Below are 18,181 nucleotides of genomic sequence, written 5' to 3'. Positions count from 1 at the left end.
GTCTGTGGCGGCAAATGCCCTATATACGGGACCCATGACAAACTGGCGTGTCTCTGCGGCATGCGCGGGGCCAGCGCCTGGAGGATAGTATGCGCGCTATTGCGACGGTGTGTTTGAGTGGCGACCTGCGCTCCAAGCTTGAAGCCATTGCTCGCGCAGGTTTTGAAGGCGTCGAGATATTCGAGAATGATCTGATTTCCTTCGATGGCTCGCCCGGCGATGTGCGGCTGCTCTGTGAGCGACTGGGTCTGGCAATCGTCGCCTTCCAGCCTTTCCGAGACTTCGAGGCCATGCCAGAGCCTGCTCGGACACGTAATCTGCAACGTGCCGAGCGCAAGTTTGATGTCATGCAGGAACTGGGCACCGACTTCATGTTGGTGTGCAGCAATGTTTCGCCCCAGGCACTCGATGATCGTGATCAGATGGTTGCCGACTTGTATGAGCTGGCAGAGCGGGCCGCCGCTCGAGGTCTTCGCATCGGGTATGAGGCGCTTGCCTGGGGGCGGCATATCTCCGATTACCGTGATGCCTGGGATGTGGTCAGGCGAGCCGACCACCCGGCGTTGGGCCTGGTGCTCGATAGCTTTCATATTCTCTCGCGTGGCCATGACCCTGCGGCGATTGCCGATATTCCCGTCGAGAAGATCTTCTTTGTGCAGGTCGCGGATGCGCCTTTGCTGGATATGGACGTGTTGCAGTGGAGCCGCCATTTTCGCTGTTTTCCTGGTCAGGGCAGGTTGCCACTCAAGAGCTTCATGTCAGCGCTGGCGAAGACTGGCTATCGCGGACCACTGTCCCACGAAATATTCAGCGACGCCTTTCGTGCTGCGCCGGCAGATGTCACCGCCATGGATGGCATGCGTTCACTGATCTATCTCGAGAACCTGGTGCCGGAGGGGCATTGGGCTGACGCGCTTCCTGCCGCGAGTGATTATCGCGGGATACACTTCATCGAGTTCACTCTTGATGAGGACAGTGCCGCGCCGCTTGGCGAGTTCATCGGTGCGCTGGGCTTTCGACATGTTGGTCGCCATCGCTCGAAGAATGTCGAACTATGGAAGCAGGGTGATATCCATCTGGTGCTCAACTTCGAAACCGACAGCTTTGCCCACACCTTCCGTCTACTGCACGGTACCTCAGTATGTGCGGTGGGCTTCCGAGTCGATGATGTCGATACGGCGTTGGCCCGTGCGCGTGCCTACAAGGCTCCGGTCTATCGCGGCCAGGTTGCCGAAGGCGAGATGGAAATTCCGGCATTGCGCGGTGTCGAGGGTAGCTTGATCTATCTGGTCGATGAGCCGTCGGCGAAGGACCATCAATGGCGGACTGACTTCGAACTGTTCGACCAGGCCAGTCGTGACGAGGCGGGGTTGCAGCGCATCGACCATCTTTCCTATGTGTTGCCGGCCACTCAGTTGCTGGGTTGGCAGCTCTATTATCACACCGTTCTCGGCTTCGAGGCCGAGACAGAGCACGAGATAGTTGATCCCCATGGAATGATGGTCAGTCAGGCCGTCAATAGCCCTGATCGCAGCATCCGTATTCCGCTGACCGTTTCTCAGGCCCGGGACACTTCTCCAGGACGCTTCCTGAGCGAGTTCCGGGGAGGGGTGCAGCAGATTGCCTTCGCCAGTGATGACATCCACGCCACGGTGGACGAGTTACAGGCCAGAGGGTTACCGCTGCTGCGTATCCCCGCCAACTATTACGATGATCTGGAAGCTCGCTTCGATCTGGACCCCGAGTTTGTCGAGGGGTTGCGCTCACGCAATATCCTCTTTGACCGTCGCGATGATGGTGACTTTCTGCATGCCTACACCGATACCTTCTCTGGACGCTTCTTCTTCGAGATCGTCGAGCGGCGTGGCAACTACCAACGCTATGGCGAAGCCAACGCCGGTATCCGTCTAGCGGCGCAATCTGCTCGGCACTGAGTCGATAACTGAATCGGGAGAGATGCGATGAAACTTGGACTGATCGGTAAGGCGATTCTCAATTCCAGTTCACCAGACCTGCATGTACGGCTCGGTAAGCTGATTGGTGTCGAAGCCAGCTATGACCTGTTCGACGCCAATGAGCAGCCCATCGAATCTCTCGAGGCCGCCGTGCGTGATGTCATGGCGGCGGGCTATCGCGGCGTCAATGTCACCTATCCCTTCAAGGAGCAGGCGGTCGGACTGGCGGGCCGTGTCAGTGATGGTGCCCGCATGGTTGGGTCCGCCAATACGCTGGTCTTCGAGGCCGATGGTGTGGTCGCCGAGAACACCGACTTTACCGGCTTCATGCGTGGTTATCGGGCAACGCTCGGTGAACGTGCGCCCGGTAGAGTGCTGTTGATCGGCACCGGTGGTGTCGGCAAGGCGGTAGCCTTTGGCATCGCCCAGTTGGGGGCCAGCGAGGTATTGCTGGTGGATCTCGATCATGACCGGGCAAAGCAACTGGCGGCCGAACTGCAGCGTTTCGGGTTCAAGGCTCGAGCCTTGCCGACACAGCAGCTCGTCGACGAGGCCCCGCGCTGCGATGGCCTGATCAACTGCACGCCAGTTGGTCATGAAAAGAGTCCTGGCTGCCCCTTGCCACCCGAACTGGTGCAGGCCCATCACTGGATTTTCGATGCCGTCTATGTGCCGGCGGTGACGGAATTCATTGCCGCAGCGAAAGCGGTGGGGGCCTCGGTGATCAGTGGAGTCAGCCTGTTCGTGTTCCAGGGCGTGGACGCCTTCAAGCACTTCTGTGAGGATGACAGCAAGCGTGCCGCTGCCGAAGAACAGGCAATGGCCTTGTTTGCCCACTACCGGCGAGAATTGTTGAAGGAGAATCTGTGATGAGCAAGGGCAAGGTTCTGGTATTGCACGGACCGAATCTCAACCTGCTGGGAACTCGTCAGCCGGAGATATACGGCCATCAGACGCTGGCCGATATCGATAATGCCCTGCGTGAGCATGCCTTGCTCGAGGAATGGGATATCAACACCCTGCAGAGCAATCACGAGGGGGAGTTGATCGATGCCATTCATGCGGCGCGCCTCGATGGCAGCGACGCGATCATCATCAATCCGGCGGCCTATACCCATACCTCGGTGGCGATTCTCGATGCGCTCAACGCCTTCGACGGCAAGGTCATCGAGGTGCATCTTTCCAATGTCCACAAGCGCGAGAGCTTCCGTCATCACTCCTATGTCTCGCTGCGTGCCGATGGTGTTATCGCGGGTCTAGGTAGTCAGGGCTACCATGCGGCATTGGACGCACTGATTCGGGAAAACTGATTCGGGAAAAACGCTGATTACAGGAAATCAACAATGTCACTGCTACGTATTGGCGTGATGGGCGCGGGTATCATCGGTCGTGAGCATATCGCTCTAGTACAGGCATCGGCCGATGCGCAACTGGCGGCGATTGCCGATGTTACCGAGGAAGGCCGGGCCCTGGCGACAGAGCCCGGTGTCGCCTTCTTCGCTGACTATCACGCCATGCTCGATAGTGTGGAACTGGATGCGGTGATTGTGGCGCTGCCCAACGCGCTGCACCGCGAGGCGGGTCTTGCCTGTATCGAGCGCGGCCTGCCGACACTGATGGAAAAGCCGATTGCTGATACTCTTGCCGCAGGCCGGGAGCTCGCCGAAGCCAGTGAGGCCTCAGGAGTGCCCATGCTGGTGGGGCATCACCGTCGCCATAGCCCGGACATGGTGGAAGCTCGGCGGGCGATTCAGGCCGGTGAGCTCGGCGATCTGATTGCCGTCAATGGCATGTGGCTATGCCGCAAGAACGATGACTACTTCGACCAGGCCTGGCGTCGTGAAGCGGGAGGCGGCCCGATCCTGATCAACCTGATTCACGAGATCGATATCCTGCGCTTCCTGTGCGGCGAAGTAGAAAGTGTTCAGGCGACGACGGGCTCCAGGGCTCGTGGTTTCGAGGTTGAAGATAGTTTTGCCGTGGTCATCAACTTCGCCAACGGAGCCATCGGTACCTTCCTCGGCAGTGATGCAGTGCCATCCCCTTTCATGTGGGACGTGGCATCCGGACAGTCTCCTTCCTTTCCACATTATCCCAATGACTGCTATGTGATTGGCGGGCGTCAGGCGAGCTTGAGTGTGCCGGGCATGGAGCTCTGGCGGCATGACCGTGGAGGGGATTGGAAGGGCGCGTTGCTCAAGGAGAGGCTACAGCCGCCGCGCACTCACTGTTATCCCGAGCAGTTGGCACATTTCATTGCTGTGGCACGTGGCGAGGCCGCGCCTGTCGTCAGCGCCCGAGAAGGCGTGATGACGCTTGCCGCGACGCTGGCGGTGAGCCGGGCTGCTGGTGAGGGTGGTCGGGTTCTGGTCAGCGATATGCTGGTCGACTGACGGCTGGTGCTGGTGTCAGGTGTCGCTGGCAGGTTAGCGCCGCTTGCTCACCGCTAACACCACGCCTGCCACGCTGATCAGCGCGGCTCCAATCCAGGTTTCAGAGCGCGGAATGTCGCCGAAGAACACGAATCCGAACAGTGCTGCCCAGATGATCTGCAGATAGAGAAAGGGCGATACCAGTGATGCAGGCGCATAGCGCATCGCCAGAATCAGTGTTAGCTGGCTTCCTGCTCCCATCAGGCCGACAAACATGAACAGCGGCAGATGCCGTGGGTCGATGCTCGACCAGAACGCAGGCACTACCAGACTACTGACGATGGCGCCTGCCAACCCAGCGTAGAACAGCGAGGTCAGCGGATGATCCTCGCGCCCGAAGCGTCGGGTGGTCAACTGGTAGAGCGCAAAGCATAGCGTCAGGCCGAAGGGCAGCAGGATGGCGGGCTCGCTGCGCCAATCCACCGGGCCGACACAGATCACCACACCAGCAAATCCGACTACAATCGCCAGCGCCTGACGCCAACTGACACGTTCCTTGAGTAGCGGGATGGCCAGTAGCGTGACCAGCAGCGGTGAGCTGAAATTGATGACGTAGACCTGCAGCAACGGCAGGCTGCGGAAGGCCAGGTAGGCGAAGGTGCTGGCGCCGAGCAGCAGTAGACCACGCAGGCATTGACCGGTCAGAGAGGTGGTCTTGAGCATGGCTCCGCCAGCACTTCTTCCCAGCCACAGGAAGTAGCCGAGCAGAATCACCACATGGCCGATATAGCGCGCCCAGACGACCTGTACCGGTGAATAGTCCTGAGCCAGCGTCTTGACGCCGGTGTCGAGCATGGTGAACAGCAGTCCCGCCGCCAGCATGTAACCGATGCCCTTGAGAGGACGGTCGCGATTGACGATTTGGGGGGGCGGAAGGGAGGCCGCTGAATCTTGAATCGGAGTCGCTTCGGGGGCAGGAGAGCGAGAACTGGGCATAAGGCTCCGAAGCATGGTGCGGTGACAGGAAATGCAATTCGCAGCGTAAGGTAAAGTCGTTAGCAATGCATCTTTCTGTGTTCATCTTTATGTTGGTGAGATGAAGATTGTGGGCATCAGGTGAATCTATATTGAGTGTTCTGCTGAGTGGCGCTCGTTGTCAGTTGAGCAGGTGTTGGTTGACCAACCAGATCGCTGCACTCAATGTGATGAAGCTGCCCAGGGTGCTGACCATCAGTGCCGCGGAGCCAACACCCTCCATGTTGAAGCGCGCCCCCAGCAGAGGGTAGACACTGATCATCGGACAGCTGGCAAACAATAGAGCACCGGCCAGCAACATGACGTCGAGATCCGGCACCACTAGTGTCAGTGCGAGAAAGCAACTGATGATCAGTAGCGGATGGAGCAGTAGCTTGCCACTGGCGATGGTGACGATATCGCGCCACATACCGCCGAGCTTGAGCCCATACAGCGTCCCGCCGATGACAAACAGCGCAGCAGGAGCCGAGGCGGAAGCCAGCATCTCGATGACCCTCTCGATCGGCGATGGTAGGGATATACCACTGATGGCCACGGTAAGCCCAAAGGCCAGGCCGATCATTATCGGATTACGTGCCAGGCGCTGTAATGTGTGGCGTACCAGGACGCCGGCGCTGACATCGCGCTGCTGACCCGCTTCGGCCAGAATCAACGCGCCAGGAATGATCAGCAGATTCTCGACCATCATGCACATCGCCAGAAACTTGCCCGCAGCGACAGGGCCGAGCACCAGCGCTGCCACCGGGTAACCGATAAAGCCGCTGTTGGATGCCGACATGCCCAGAGCCTGGATTGCTGCCTCGCCAAGCGGTTTTCGCATGAAGTGGCGCGCGGCGTACAGAACCAGGGCTAGAGTAATCAAGGATCCCATGCCATAGGCGAGCAGGAAGTGAGCATTGATCACGTCTTCAAGCGGGCTCTGGGTCAGCGCCTTGATGACCAGAGCGGGTAGCGAGAAATACAGCACGAAGGTGCCGACTCCCGAGAGCTGTACGGGCGACAGCAAGCCGCGCCAACGAGCCAGATAACCGATGCCAATCAACAGGAAGATGGGAGCGGTGATCGTCAGGATATCGAGCACGCTATCAGCTCCTGTGCTTCTTCAGCAGACATCGGCTATTCAGTAGACACTGGCTCTTCAGGGCGTCGTTAGCTGACATGGGCACGAATCTGGCGCGCCTTGTCCTGCAACATCGGCAGATACTGACGCAGCAGGGTGTCGATCTTGACGCGAGCGGCATTGGTACTGATGTTGATGGCCCCGATCAGTTGACCATGGGCGTCGAAGGATGGCACCGCCAATGAACGCAGACCGGAATCCAGTTCCTGATCAACGATGGCATAGCCTTGCTGGCGCACTTCCAGGATGGCCTTCTTCAGCTCCACCGGGTCAGTGATCGACTTGTCGGTGTGGCCTTCCAACTGCACACCCTCAAGCCATGTGTCCAATTCAGCATCGCTGAACTGGGCCAGCAGTACACGGCCCATGGAGGTGTAGGCCGCGGGTAGTCTCGTGCCTACGGAGAGGGTGATGGCCAGTAGTCGCTGGCGAGAAGCTGAACGCGCGACATAGGTAATGTCATTGCCATCGAGCACGCCGAGCGATGAGGATTCCCCTGATTCGGCGGTAATGTCCTCCAGTACCTGCTGGATGACACTTCGATAATTGTTGGCCGAGAGAAATGCATAACCGAGCTGTAGTACCCGAGGGGCGAGTTCGAAGTATCGCTGGTCCTTGCGCACATAGCCCAGCGCATGCAAGGTCAGCAGAAAGCGTCTGGCCCGGGCGCGATTCATGCCGGTACGCGACGCCACTTCGCTGAGTGTCATGCGTGGGTGGCTGTCGTCGAAGGCGAGGATGACATCCAGACCGCTGGCCAGTGCGGTCACAAAGTCGCGATCATCGGGGCTCAAGGCATCCTGTTGGGCCGTATCCATACTGGCATCCTGCAAGGTTTACGCGGGTCGGGAAACACAGAAACAATCGCGGTGACCTGCCTCTCGTCGCTGGTGACCGCTGTACTGTGCATGCCCTGACCCCGTGTTGATAAGAGCATCAGTGATAGAGGTATCAGTGATAAGGACATCAGTCCGGGCGCTTGCCCGGAGTCTATCGGGTAATCTAGCATAGTTGTTCGAAGTGCGAACATGTGTACGACTTTTTTCCAGTAGCCTGTTCCCAGACTGCCCGATAGCTCTACTTCCAACTCGCCCAACAGCATTACGACTTGTGGAGATTCATCAATGCCTTCAGCCCTGTTGAGCCGCCCCTTCATGAGTCAGGCTGCCCTCGAATCCTGCCGTGACGAAGCGCTGGTGAAGTCGATGCTGGCCTTTGAGCTGGCGCTTGCCGAGGCGCATGAGCAGCACGGTCATATGCCCGACGGAACGAGTCAGCGGATGCGCGAAGTTCTCGAGGCTCATGAATTCGATGTCGAGCGCATCGCCGCCGGTGTCGCCAGCGGAGGTAATGCGGCGATTCCCTTCGTAAAACAAGCGCGTGCGACACTGCCTGAAGAGCTGCGGCGCTACTGGCACCTCGGTGCGACCAGCCAGGACGTGATCGATTCGGCCTTGATGCACCTGCTGACCCCACGTCTGGCGCGCATTGATGAGTTATTGCTGCGCTGTCGTGAGTCGGCTATTGCGTTGATGCGCTGCCACTCGAAGACGCCGATGGTCGGTCGCACGCTGATGCAGCAGGCACTGCCGATGGCCTTCGGCGTCAAGGTGGCACAATGGGCCATGGGATTGGAGAGCGCACGGCGGCGTCTGGCAGCGCTGAGTACAGCGGGACTGCCGGTGCAGTTCGGCGGTGCCGTTGGCGTGCATTCCGGCTGGGGAGAGCAAGGCCTGGCGTTGATGGATGATGTTGCCCAGCGTATGGGCCTGGCGACGCCGGTGTTGCCTTGGCATACCGATCGACAACCGGTACATGCATTGGCTACTGCCGTGGATGCCATCGCTGGCGCTGCTGATGGCCTGGCGCTGGATATCGCTCTGCTGACCCAGACGGAGGTGGGGGAAGTCAGCGAGCCTTCAGCGCCGGGAATGGGTGAGTCGTCATCCATGCCGCACAAGCGTAACCCGGTGCGCTGTGCGCGCATTCGTACGGCGGCAAGGCGCATCCATGGTCATACAGGCGTGATCATCAACGCCATGGCGCAGCCACTGGAGCGAGGTTTGGGAGAATGGCATGCCGAGTGGGCACCGCTGAGTGAAATGGTCCTGTTGCTGGAAGGCGCACTGGAGTTGAGTGCCGAGCTGCTGGAAGGTCTGGAAGTGTTTCCGGAGCGCATGCGCGCCAACCTTGCGATTACCGGAGGGGCGATCATGGCCGAGCCTGTCGCAGGCTTGCTGGCACCGCAACTGGGAGTGGACAAGGCCAGGATGCTGGCCTCACTGGCCTCCGAACAGGCTCGGCAGAGTTCAGAGGCCTACAGCCAGGTGCTGGAGAGACTGCTTGCCGAGCAATATCCCGATGTTGCTGGGCGGGTTTCGTTGGCTGAGTTGGAAAAAGCGAGCGACCCCGCTTTATACCTTGGTAGCAGCGAGGCCCAGGTCAAGCGTGCCGTCGAGTGGTTGGATTCTTTTTAACTATCTGAAAATAATGGTTTAAACATGAATGCGGGGGTGGCAATGGGCCACCCCCGCTGTTGTTTGTGCATTTGACGCGCCTCAAACACAGGATTATTTTGTTCGTATCACAAACCTATGTTCACATAGCGAACATCATTGATCGATACGAGAATCGATGGATGATGCGGTAGCCAGGCCGGCAACGAGAGTGACCGGAATCGCTGGCGTCCTGTACCGATCGCAGCGGGTGAACAGCACAGAGGCGAACCATCATGGCCGAGATTCTCAGCCTGCATGACGCGGTCGCGCGCTACGTCGAGGACGGAGCCACCGTCGCCATGGAGGGTTTTACCCATCTGATTCCCGTTGCCGCCGGGCACGAGATCATCCGTCAGCGCAGGCGTGACCTGACCCTGATTCGCATGACCCCTGACCTGGTCTACGACCAGATGATCGGTGCTGGCTGTGCGAAGAAGGTGATCTTCTCCTGGGGAGGCAATCCCGGTGTCGGCTCCCTGCATCGTCTGCGTGATGCCGTCGAGAAGGGCTGGCCCCATCAGATCGAGATTCTCGAACACAGCCATGCCGCCATGGCCTGTGCCTTCGAAGCCGGTGCCGCTGGCTTACCGCTGGCGGTACTGCGTGGTTACGTCGGCAGTGAGCTGCCCAGTGTCAACGACCAGATTCGTTTCATCGAATGCCCCTTCAGCGGCGAGCGCCTGGCCGCGGTGCCCTCGGTGCGCCCGGATGTGTCGATCGTGCACGCACAGAAGGCCGATCGTGCCGGCAATGTGCTGGTCGAGGGCATCGTTGGCGTGCAGAAGGAGGCGGTACTGGCCGCGAAGCACAGCATCGTGACCGTCGAGGAGATCGTCGATGATCTGCAGGCCCATCCCAATGCCTGCGTGATTCCGGGCTGGGCAATCGATGCCATTGCCGTGGCCGAGAAGGGCTCGCTGCCATCCTACGCCCATGGCTACTACCCGCGTGACAACCGCTTCTACAAGGAGTGGGACAGCATTTCCCGCGACCGCGATGCCTTTACGCGCTGGATCGAGGACAACATCATGAATACCGGAGGGAATGCCTGATGAGCCTTGAAAGCAGTTTTCTTGAAAATCGCTCTCCTGAATACAGCTCTGCCGAGATGATGACCGTCACCGCCGCCCGGGCGCTGGAAAACGGCATGACCTGCTTTGTGGGTATCGGCCTGCCGTCCGAGGCCGCGAATCTGGCGCGCCTGACCCACGCTCCTGAAGTGGTGCTGATCTATGAATCCGGCACCCTGCAGACGCGCCCGGAAGTGCTGCCGTTATCCATCGGGGATGGCGAACTCTGCGAGTCCGCGTTGACCACGGTGTCGGTCCCCGAGATGTTTCGCTACTGGCTGCAGGGCGGCAAGGTCAATGTCGGCTTCCTCGGCACCGCGCAGATCGATCGTTACTGCAACCTCAACACCACCCTGATTGGCGATTACAAGGCTCCCAAGGTACGTTTGCCCGGCGGCGGCGGTGCGCCTGAAATCGCCACCAATGCCGGTGAGGTGTTCATCACCCTCAAGCACTCACCGCGTGCCTTCGTGCGTGACGTGGACTTCATCACCACCCTGGGCTTCGGCCGTGATGGCAAGGGTCGCGACAACGTGCCCAACATCGGGCGCGGCCCGACTCGGGTCATTAGCGATCTTTGTGTGATGAAGCCTGACCCCGAAGATCGCGAACTGACGGTGGTCTCGCTGCATCCCGGCGTGACCCGCGAGCAGGTGCAGGAAGCCACCGGGTGGGAGATTCGTTTTGCCGACAACCTCGAACAGACCCCGGAACCCGATGCGCACGAACTCGAAGTGCTGCGTGAGTTGAAGGCGCGCACCGCGCGTGCCCATGCCGGCCAGTGATGGCAGCAAGGAGAGAAACATGACCGCTGTGTATATCTGTCACCCGCGCCGCAGTGCCATCGGACGTTTCGGTGGCAGTCTGTCGAGTGTACGCCCCGACGACCTCGCCGCCGATATCTTCAAGGCGGTGCTCGAGAGTGCGCCGCGGCTTGATGCTGCTGCCATCGAGGAAGTCTTCATGGGCTGTGCCAACCAGGCCGGCGAAGATAACCGCAACGTGGCGCGCATGTCGGCGTTGCTGGCCGGTGTGCCGAGCTCGGTGCCCGGCACGACCATGAACCGTCTGTGTGGCTCAGGCATGGATGCGGTGGGCACCGCCTTCCGCGCGATCAAGGCCGGGGAAATGGACCTGGCACTGGCCGGTGGCGTGGAGTCCATGTCACGCGCGCCCTATGTGATGGGCAAGGCCGATAGTGCCTTCACTCGTGGCCAGAAGATCGAGGACACCACCATCGGCTGGCGCTTCGTCAATCCACTGATGGACAAGGCGCATGGTACGCATTCGATGCCGGAAACCGCCGAGAATGTCGCCGAGCAGTTCGGCATCTCTCGCGAGGACCAGGATGCCTTTGCCGTGCGTTCCCAGCAGAAAGCCGAAGCCGCGCAGCAGGCTGGACGTTTTGCCGAGGAAATCGTTGCCATCCAGATACCGCGCCGCAAGCAGGAGCCGTTGAGCTTCGATCAGGATGAGCACCTGCGTGCCGGCACCAGTCTCGAGAAACTGGCCAGGCTACCGACACCGTTTCGTGACAACGGCACGGTGACCGCGGGCAATGCGTCCGGGGTCAACGATGGCGCGGCGGCGATGCTGGTCGCCAGCGAAGCGGCGGTCAAACAGCACAGTCTGCAGCCGATGGCACGGATCATCGGCATGGCCACCGCCGGTGTCGAGCCGCGCATCATGGGTTATGGCCCGGTACCCGCGGTACGCCGCCTGCTGGAACGTACCGGCGTCAGCATCAATGAGGTCGATATTATCGAACTCAACGAGGCGTTCGCTGCCCAGGCACTGGCCTGCATGCGCGATCTGGATATTGCCGATGATGATCCACGGGTCAATCCCAACGGCGGTGCCATCGCCCTGGGTCACCCGCTGGGCATGTCCGGGGCACGCCTGCTGATGACCGCGGCCCATGAACTGCATCGCCAGCACAAGCGCTACGCACTGTGCACCATGTGTGTTGGCGTGGGGCAGGGGATTGCTACGCTGATCGAACGTGTCGAGTAAGCTTGATTCGGAAATAACTGCAGTGCTTTTGCCAACGGAGAGTCAGCATGGCATTTGTCGAGATCAATGGCCGCAGTGTGGCCTATCGTATTCTGGGCGCCGAGGCGCTGCCGGTGCTGGTGCTGGGTCATCCATTGGGGATGAACCAGTCGGTATGGGATGACCTGCTGCCACGTCTGCTGCCGCGTTATCGTGTACTCAGTTGGGACCTGCCCGGGCACGGGGCCAGTGCACCGCTGGCAGAAGGTGGTGACATCAGCCCGGGACAGCTGGCTGAGGAGCTGCTGGCGCTGGTCGATCATATCGGCGCGGGGCAGTTTCACTATGTCGGCACGTCCATCGGCGGTGTGATTGGCCAGACCTTGATCGAACAGCATGCCGAGCGGCTGTTGTCGGTGACGCTGACCAATACCGGTGCGGTGATCGGCAACAGTGAGATGTGGAACACCCGCGCCCAGCGTGTGCGCCAGCAAGGGCTGGCGGCGATGTCTGCCGAGATCGTACCGCGCTGGTTCGCCCCGGCGGCATTCGAGGCGCAGCCGGCCCTCAAGGCGGGATGGCAGACCAGCATGGCCTGCGGCGATGATGAGTCCTATGCCCAGCTGTGCGAAATGCTCGGGCGCAGTGATTTTCGAGGCCGACTATCGGCGGCCGCAGAGCTGAAGGTGCAGTTGCTGGCAGGCAGTGAAGATCTCGCCACACCACCGGAGAGCTTGCAGGCGTTGAGTGAGGAGTGCGCCGGGAGTGGTGTCGAGATTGGTGTCGAGATTGGTGTCGAGATATTCGATCAGGTCGGCCACGTGCCCTCGGTGGAAGTTCCGGAACGTATGGCGGCCTGGCTGCTGGATTCGCTGGCCGTTGATCTGGGCGACGTCGGCGCTCAGGGCGTGGCCTATGATACCGGGCTGGTCACGCGCAAGCAGGTGCTGGGAGAGGAACACGTCGAGCGTTCGACACGCAATGCCTCGTCACTCGATGCACCCTTCCAGCAGATGATCACTCGTCTCGCCTGGGGCGAGCTGTGGAGCAACGATGACCTGACACGTCGCGAACGCAGCATGATCACCACTGGCATTCTCGCTGCGCTGGGACGTGAAGAATTGACGTTGCACCTGAAGACGGCGAAGCGTATAGGCTTGAGTGAAGCGGAACTGCGTCAGGTACTGATGCATGTCGCGATCTATGCTGGAGTGCCTGCGGCCAACCACGCCTTTGCGCTGGCAAAGGAACTGGGCTGGGGTAAGGGATAAGGAACTGGGCTGGGGCGAGTAGCGACCAGGGAACCTCGAGAGAAGAAAATGGACTAACAGAACACTGTTTTCTTTTCATGGAAGTCGTTATGGTAGGCACCAACGACGCAAGCCGTAGGCGACTACACGGGGCCGAGCATCTGCCCCGGACACCGGAAGGGAATCCATTGACCGTCTGCGCTATGATGCCGGCGACGATACGAGCACCGGTGGTCATCGCAATGCCGCCGCTGACGTGTTTGCCCTTTTCTCGAGGTGAGGAGGCAATATGTGGTTGAGAACTCTGCTCTTGCTGCTGATTACCGGTTGGACGACATCCGCATGGGCGGATTGGCGTTCTGCCGACTCTCATCAAGCGTTGGGTGACGGGGCGACAGCCCAGTCATCGGACAGCGGTGGGCATACTCTGGCGCTGATGTGCCGTGAGGGAGAAACGACGCTGACCCTCAGCGGTTACGGTGCTGAGTCGCGTAGCGACCTCAATCGTCCGTTGGATGTGTTGGTCGATGGCATTGGCTATCGTCTCGAGTCACACCATTCGTCATCGGCCGATATCTGGATCGCCGATGCGCCCCGCGGTCTGCTGACCACGCTGCAGGGAGGCAAGGTGGCCGTGGTGACACCGCATCAGGGCGATCCTGCCCGCTTTTCTCTCCAGGGCGCTTCTGCGCCGATCGACCGGGTTCTTGCCGCTTGTCGTGGCTAGTCATCTGCTGACGGATTCCGGTCTTCTCCATGCTTGACCAACGCATCAAGCTGCGCCATCTCAATGCCTTTCTCGAGGTGGCGAGGCGGCGTAGCTTTGCGCGTGCCGCCGAATCGCTGGCGATCAGTCAGCCTGCGATTTCCAAGGCGATTCGCGAGCTTGAGGAACATGTCGGTGCGGTGCTTTTCGAGCGCACCGCTCAAGGTGTCAGTCTTACTCAGGCGGGCTTGACCCTGTTGCGGCATGCCGGGCCTGCAGTGCGTGCGCTGGAGGAGGGGGTTGAGGCACTGGCCGATGCGCATAATGGACAGCGTTGGTTGCGAGTCGGTGCATTATCCACCGTCGAGAGTCGCTTGTTGCCCACCGCCATCCAACGTTGGCAGAGCTCGCCCCTGGGACGGGATGTCAGCATCCAGGTGGTCACCGGCACCAGTGCCTTTCTGCTCTCGCGACTGGCCTCGGGGGAGCTCGATATAGTGGTGGGGCGCATGACCGCTGCACGCGAGATCCGTGAGCTGGCGTTCGAGCATCTCTACTACGAATCATTGCGGCTGGTGGTGCGCGCTGCCCATCCGCTGGCGGGAGTCTCGTTGCAAGGTGCCGAACCGCTGATCGACTACCCCTGGGCGCTACCGCCGCAACGCACCACGTTGCGCCAGCAGGTCGACAGCTTCTGCGCGCGTCATGCGATCAGCGTGCCCAGCCCATGCCTGGAAACCCTGTCATTGCCGATCAGCCGACGCTATGTGCAGGACACCGATGCCATCTGGATCGCGCCCTTCGAGGCGGTGGCAGAAGCGCTGGACGACGGCAGTCTGGTGGAATTGAGCCTGGCGTTCGAGCAGCAGGGCGGCTCGGTGGGGCTGTGTCTGAATGCCAGTATGCAGCCGACCACGGCGCTGCATGGCTTCTGTGAGGTGCTGCGCCTGGCAGCACTGGAAAGGCCCCAGTAGTCTGGCGGGACTCGCTGCCCGATATTTCGCCACGCCAATCCGATACTCCTATAACCCATAGGTTATGGTGGGCTGTGAAAGCCTCAATTGGCATGCGCTGCATTCGGCGTCACACTCGGTGAAACATAACCAACAATCATCCCGAGTGACCGATATGACAACTCAACGCCGCTTCGTCGAGCGTGATCGCAATTGGCATCCACCCGCCTATGCGCCTGGCTACAAGACCAGTATTCCCCGTTCTCCCTCTCAGGCACTGGTCAGCCTGCAGAACCCCAGTGTCTCCGAGCTGACCGGACCTGACTTCCGCAAGCTGCGCATGGGAGCGCATGACAACGACCTGTTGATGAACTTCCGTGATGCTGAACAACCGGGGCTGCCGGTCGGTGAGCGGATAATCCTGTTCGGCCGTGTTGTCGATCAGTTCGGCAAGCCGGTGCCGCATACGTTGGTCGAGATGTGGCAGGCCAATGCCGGTGGTCGCTATCGTCACAAGAAGGACGCCTACCTCGCGCCGCTCGATCCCAACTTCGGCGGTGTCGGGCGTTGCCTGACCGATGAGGATGGCTGGTATCGCTTCCGCACCATCAAGCCGGGCCCCTACCCCTGGCCCAACGGCATCAATAGCTGGCGCCCGGCGCATATCCACGTCAGCGTCATGGGGCCGTCGATCTCCACACGCTTGATTACCCAGATGTATTTCGAGGGTGATCCATTGATTCCAATCTGTCCCATCGTCCAGACCCTCAACGATCCTGAAGCGGTACAAACCATGATCGGTCGCCTCGACATGGCGCGTTCGCGTCCCATGGACGCGTTGGCCTGGCGCTTCGATCTGGTGGTGCGTGGCGAACTGCAGACCTGGTTCGAAAATCAGTGATGCGAGAATCAGTGATGCAAGAGGAGATGACCATGGAACAGCCTAATTTCAAGCCTACCGCCGAGTTGATGCTGCGCGAGACCGCGTCCCAGACCGCAGGGCCTTACGTACATATCGGTCTGGCGCTGGATGTCGCTGGCCTGCCCGAGCGCGATGACGAAATCTGGAATCGCATGGCCAGCGACAGCGCGGATGGCGAGCGCATCACCGTGGTTGGTCGGGTGATCGACGGCAACGGCGACCTGGTGCGTGATGCCTTGCTCGAAGCCTGGCAGGCCGATGGCAACGGTGACTATCAACCCGTGTATGACAGTCAGGCAAACTTCAACAGTTTCGGGCGCACCGCAACCACCGCTGAAGGCAACAGTGAGTGGACGCTGCACACCATCAAGCCTGGCGCCATTTCTCGCGCCGATGGCAAGATCATGGCACCGCACATCAATCTGGCGGTGTTTGCCCGTGGCGTGAACATTCAACTGCAGACGCGGTTGTATTTCGAGGATGAGAGCGAGGCCAATGCCCAATGCCCGGTGCTCAATGCCGTCGAATCACCAATGCGCCGCCAGACCTTGATTGCCTGCAGGGAGTCGGATGAATCCGGTGGCACGCGCTACCGCCTGGATATCGTGCTGCAGGGTGAAGGTGAGACGGTATTCTTCGACTACTGAGTGAATGACACACCCGATGGGGCCAGCGCCAGTGTGTGCCTGGCCCCATTGCCTTTACGCTGCCTGTCTCGATGCCTGATAGTCGTGGCTTCAATTCGTGCTCAGCTATGGAGAGGGTTCCGTGATCAGTATTCGTGCGACTCGATATTGCGATATCCCCGATCTTCCCATGATCGAGAGCTCGGCGGGCCAGGCTTTCCTGGTAATTCCGGAGCTTGCGTGGGTTGCCGATGATGCTGTGCTTTCCGAGGCGCAGCATCGGCAATTACTGAGGATTGGGCAGTGTTGGGTGGTGGCTGATGAGCACGACCGGCCATGTGCCTTCATCGCCGTGCGGCCTGGCGAGGATGGCCTGCATATCGAGGAACTGGCGGTGCATGCCGATCGCCAGCGTCAGGGATTGGGGCGTGCGCTGATGCAGCATGTGATCGAGGTGGCGCGGCAGCAGGGTGTGGTAGAGCTGACCCTGACCACCTTTCGTGATATCGCCTGGAATGCGCCGTTCTACGCCCGCCTGGGATTTCGCATCCTCGAGGACCATGAACTGTCGGCGGTCTTGCGCAACACCCTTGATACTGAGGTCGCCCATGGCTTCCGCAGGGACAGTCGCTGCGCGATGGCCCTGCCACTCTGATACGCCTGCGGCACGTTCACGGATACTTCCCGCTGATACGGTTCTCGACCAATACCTTGAGGATGGCGTTGGCTTCCTTCATGGTTTCGCTGGGAACTTCACCACGTCGACGGCTACAGACGATGGGCGAGGTGATGTGCTTCTCGGCGAGATACAGGTAGCTGATGCCATCGCGATTCTGACGTTTGACCTGCTCCGGCACCAGGGTAATGCCGAAGTGAGAGACCACCAGCCCCAGCGCGGTCTGCATCTCGTGGGCTTCCTGGGCGACCTCGACCTTGAGCCCGCGTCTCCTGAATAACCCCAGTACGATATCGGCCAGACTCGGCCGCGGGCTGGCGGGGTAGAGCACCAGCGGATACTGAGCCAGTTCTTCCAGCGTCGGCATGCTGCCATCCAGCGGATGGCCGACAGGCACTGCTGCCATCATCGGTTCCTCGAACAACACTTCCTGCTCGACTTCCGGGTCATCGATGCGCAGACGACCGAAGCCTATATCGATACGTCCGGCCTTCAGCGCCTGGACCTGTTCGACGGTGGTCATCTCGGCCAGCGTCAGTTCCACATCGTCCTTTTGTCGTAACCCACGCACCAGCAGCGGCAACTGGCCGTAGAACAGCGAGGGCACGAAGCCAATGCCGAACAGCTCGCGGTTGTGCCGCACCATCCGGCGTACCGCGGTGACGGTGGTGTCCAACTTTTCAAGTATCTGCAACGAGTGCTCGTAGAAGAACTGCCCTGCCGGGGTCAGGGTCAGTCCTCGTGGGCCGCGCTCGAACAGCTTTGCTCCAAGTTCCTCTTCCAACTGATTGATTTGTCTAGTCAGTGGTGGCTGTGCCATATGCAGGCGCTGTGCTGCTCGCGTGATGTTCAACTCTTCTGCAGCGGCACGAAAGTAGCGTAGATGACGAAGCTCCATGATACCTCCTGGGTATGGTATGGCACTCAAACCATATTGGTTGGCGCCCGCTCCCGCAACCAGAATGCGAGCAGTTCCGAGGACAACACCGCCACCGACCGATAGGCA

18 protein-coding genes are annotated in these 18,181 nt (G+C 60.1%); 14 read left to right on the top strand and 4 right to left on the bottom strand.

The window, feature by feature from the left end; translation table 11 throughout:
• Window positions 1–89: 89 nt before the first annotated feature.
• Genes AR456_RS17800 through AR456_RS17785 form a run of 4 tightly spaced genes read left to right on the top strand, consistent with a single transcriptional unit; the run spans window position 90 to window position 4,348 of the window.
• Window positions 90–1,934 (top strand): bifunctional sugar phosphate isomerase/epimerase/4-hydroxyphenylpyruvate dioxygenase family protein, encoded by a 1,845-nt coding sequence (locus AR456_RS17800; protein WP_021817963.1) that lies wholly within the window; start codon window positions 90–92, stop codon window positions 1,932–1,934.
• A 27-nt stretch (window positions 1,935–1,961) separates the two neighbouring features.
• Entirely contained in the window at window positions 1,962–2,825 is an 864-nt protein-coding gene (locus AR456_RS17795) for a shikimate dehydrogenase family protein (protein WP_021817964.1), read from the top strand.
• A complete protein-coding gene (aroQ, locus tag AR456_RS17790; protein WP_021817965.1) occupies window positions 2,825–3,265 on the top strand; it encodes a type II 3-dehydroquinate dehydratase in 441 nt (146 codons plus the stop codon). The genes AR456_RS17795 and aroQ overlap by 1 nt, the downstream gene beginning before the upstream one ends.
• A gap of 33 nt (window positions 3,266–3,298) precedes the next feature.
• Window positions 3,299–4,348 (top strand): Gfo/Idh/MocA family protein, encoded by a 1,050-nt coding sequence (locus AR456_RS17785; protein WP_021817966.1) that lies wholly within the window; start codon window positions 3,299–3,301, stop codon window positions 4,346–4,348.
• A 33-nt stretch (window positions 4,349–4,381) separates the two neighbouring features.
• On the opposite strand, the gene AR456_RS17780 is transcribed toward AR456_RS17785, so the two are convergent.
• The 3 genes from AR456_RS17780 to AR456_RS17770 all read right to left on the bottom strand — a co-directional run bounded on the left by AR456_RS17780 (window position 4,382) and on the right by AR456_RS17770 (window position 7,300).
• On the bottom strand, window positions 4,382–5,323 hold the full coding sequence (locus tag AR456_RS17780; RefSeq protein WP_021817967.1) for a DMT family transporter: 942 nt from the start codon (window positions 5,321–5,323) through the stop codon (window positions 4,382–4,384).
• 160 nt (window positions 5,324–5,483) lie between these two features.
• On the bottom strand, window positions 5,484–6,443 hold the full coding sequence (locus tag AR456_RS17775) for an AEC family transporter (RefSeq protein ID WP_021817968.1): 960 nt from the start codon (window positions 6,441–6,443) through the stop codon (window positions 5,484–5,486).
• Window positions 6,444–6,511: 68 nt separating this feature from the next.
• Window positions 6,512–7,300: an IclR family transcriptional regulator domain-containing protein gene (locus tag AR456_RS17770; RefSeq protein WP_021817969.1), complete on the bottom strand. Its 789-nt coding sequence runs from the start codon at window positions 7,298–7,300 to the stop codon at window positions 6,512–6,514.
• Window positions 7,301–7,606: 306 nt separating this feature from the next.
• Here AR456_RS17770 and AR456_RS17765 point away from each other — a divergent pair, with 306 nt between their 5' ends.
• The 10 genes from AR456_RS17765 to AR456_RS17720 all read left to right on the top strand — a co-directional run bounded on the left by AR456_RS17765 (window position 7,607) and on the right by AR456_RS17720 (window position 17,154).
• Window positions 7,607–8,959 carry a class-II fumarase/aspartase family protein gene (locus AR456_RS17765; protein ID WP_021817970.1) on the top strand — a complete coding sequence of 451 codons (1,353 nt, stop codon included), beginning with the start codon at window positions 7,607–7,609 and terminating at the stop codon, window positions 8,957–8,959.
• Between the two features lie 254 nt (window positions 8,960–9,213).
• Window positions 9,214–10,032 (top strand): CoA transferase subunit A, encoded by an 819-nt coding sequence (locus AR456_RS17760; protein ID WP_021817971.1) that lies wholly within the window; start codon window positions 9,214–9,216, stop codon window positions 10,030–10,032.
• Window positions 10,032–10,835, top strand: coding sequence for a CoA-transferase subunit beta (locus AR456_RS17755; RefSeq protein ID WP_021817972.1), 804 nt, complete (start codon window positions 10,032–10,034; stop codon window positions 10,833–10,835). The genes AR456_RS17760 and AR456_RS17755 overlap by 1 nt, the downstream gene beginning before the upstream one ends.
• Before the next feature lie 19 nt (window positions 10,836–10,854).
• A complete protein-coding gene (pcaF, locus tag AR456_RS17750) occupies window positions 10,855–12,063 on the top strand; it encodes a 3-oxoadipyl-CoA thiolase (RefSeq protein ID WP_021817973.1) in 1,209 nt (402 codons plus the stop codon).
• A 47-nt stretch (window positions 12,064–12,110) separates the two neighbouring features.
• The gene (locus tag AR456_RS17745) at window positions 12,111–13,313 is read left to right on the top strand and encodes an alpha/beta fold hydrolase (RefSeq protein ID WP_021817974.1); all 1,203 of its coding nucleotides are present in this window, start codon (window positions 12,111–12,113) and stop codon (window positions 13,311–13,313) included.
• Between the two features lie 268 nt (window positions 13,314–13,581).
• The gene (locus AR456_RS17740; protein ID WP_021817975.1) at window positions 13,582–14,019 is read left to right on the top strand and encodes a hypothetical protein; all 438 of its coding nucleotides are present in this window, start codon (window positions 13,582–13,584) and stop codon (window positions 14,017–14,019) included.
• Window positions 14,020–14,048: 29 nt separating this feature from the next.
• Window positions 14,049–14,972 carry a pca operon transcription factor PcaQ gene (gene pcaQ, locus AR456_RS17735; RefSeq protein WP_021817976.1) on the top strand — a complete coding sequence of 308 codons (924 nt, stop codon included), beginning with the start codon at window positions 14,049–14,051 and terminating at the stop codon, window positions 14,970–14,972.
• A gap of 154 nt (window positions 14,973–15,126) precedes the next feature.
• Window positions 15,127–15,852 (top strand): protocatechuate 3,4-dioxygenase subunit beta, encoded by a 726-nt coding sequence (pcaH, locus tag AR456_RS17730; protein ID WP_021817977.1) that lies wholly within the window; start codon window positions 15,127–15,129, stop codon window positions 15,850–15,852.
• A gap of 32 nt (window positions 15,853–15,884) precedes the next feature.
• A complete protein-coding gene (pcaG, locus tag AR456_RS17725) occupies window positions 15,885–16,520 on the top strand; it encodes a protocatechuate 3,4-dioxygenase subunit alpha (protein WP_021817978.1) in 636 nt (211 codons plus the stop codon).
• Window positions 16,521–16,641: 121 nt separating this feature from the next.
• Window positions 16,642–17,154 carry a GNAT family N-acetyltransferase gene (locus AR456_RS17720; RefSeq protein WP_021817979.1) on the top strand — a complete coding sequence of 171 codons (513 nt, stop codon included), beginning with the start codon at window positions 16,642–16,644 and terminating at the stop codon, window positions 17,152–17,154.
• 16 nt (window positions 17,155–17,170) lie between these two features.
• Here the strand turns inward: AR456_RS17720 and AR456_RS17715 are convergent, their stop codons facing one another.
• Window positions 17,171–18,073: a LysR family transcriptional regulator gene (locus tag AR456_RS17715; protein WP_021817980.1), complete on the bottom strand. Its 903-nt coding sequence runs from the start codon at window positions 18,071–18,073 to the stop codon at window positions 17,171–17,173.
• Window positions 18,074–18,181: the final 108 nt, after the last annotated feature.

The organism is Halomonas huangheensis (assembly GCF_001431725.1).
Taxonomy (GTDB): Bacteria; Pseudomonadota; Gammaproteobacteria; order Pseudomonadales; family Halomonadaceae; genus Halomonas; species Halomonas huangheensis.
The sequence above is the reverse complement of the archived record's forward strand: the minus strand, read 5'-3'. Positions and strand labels throughout refer to the sequence as shown.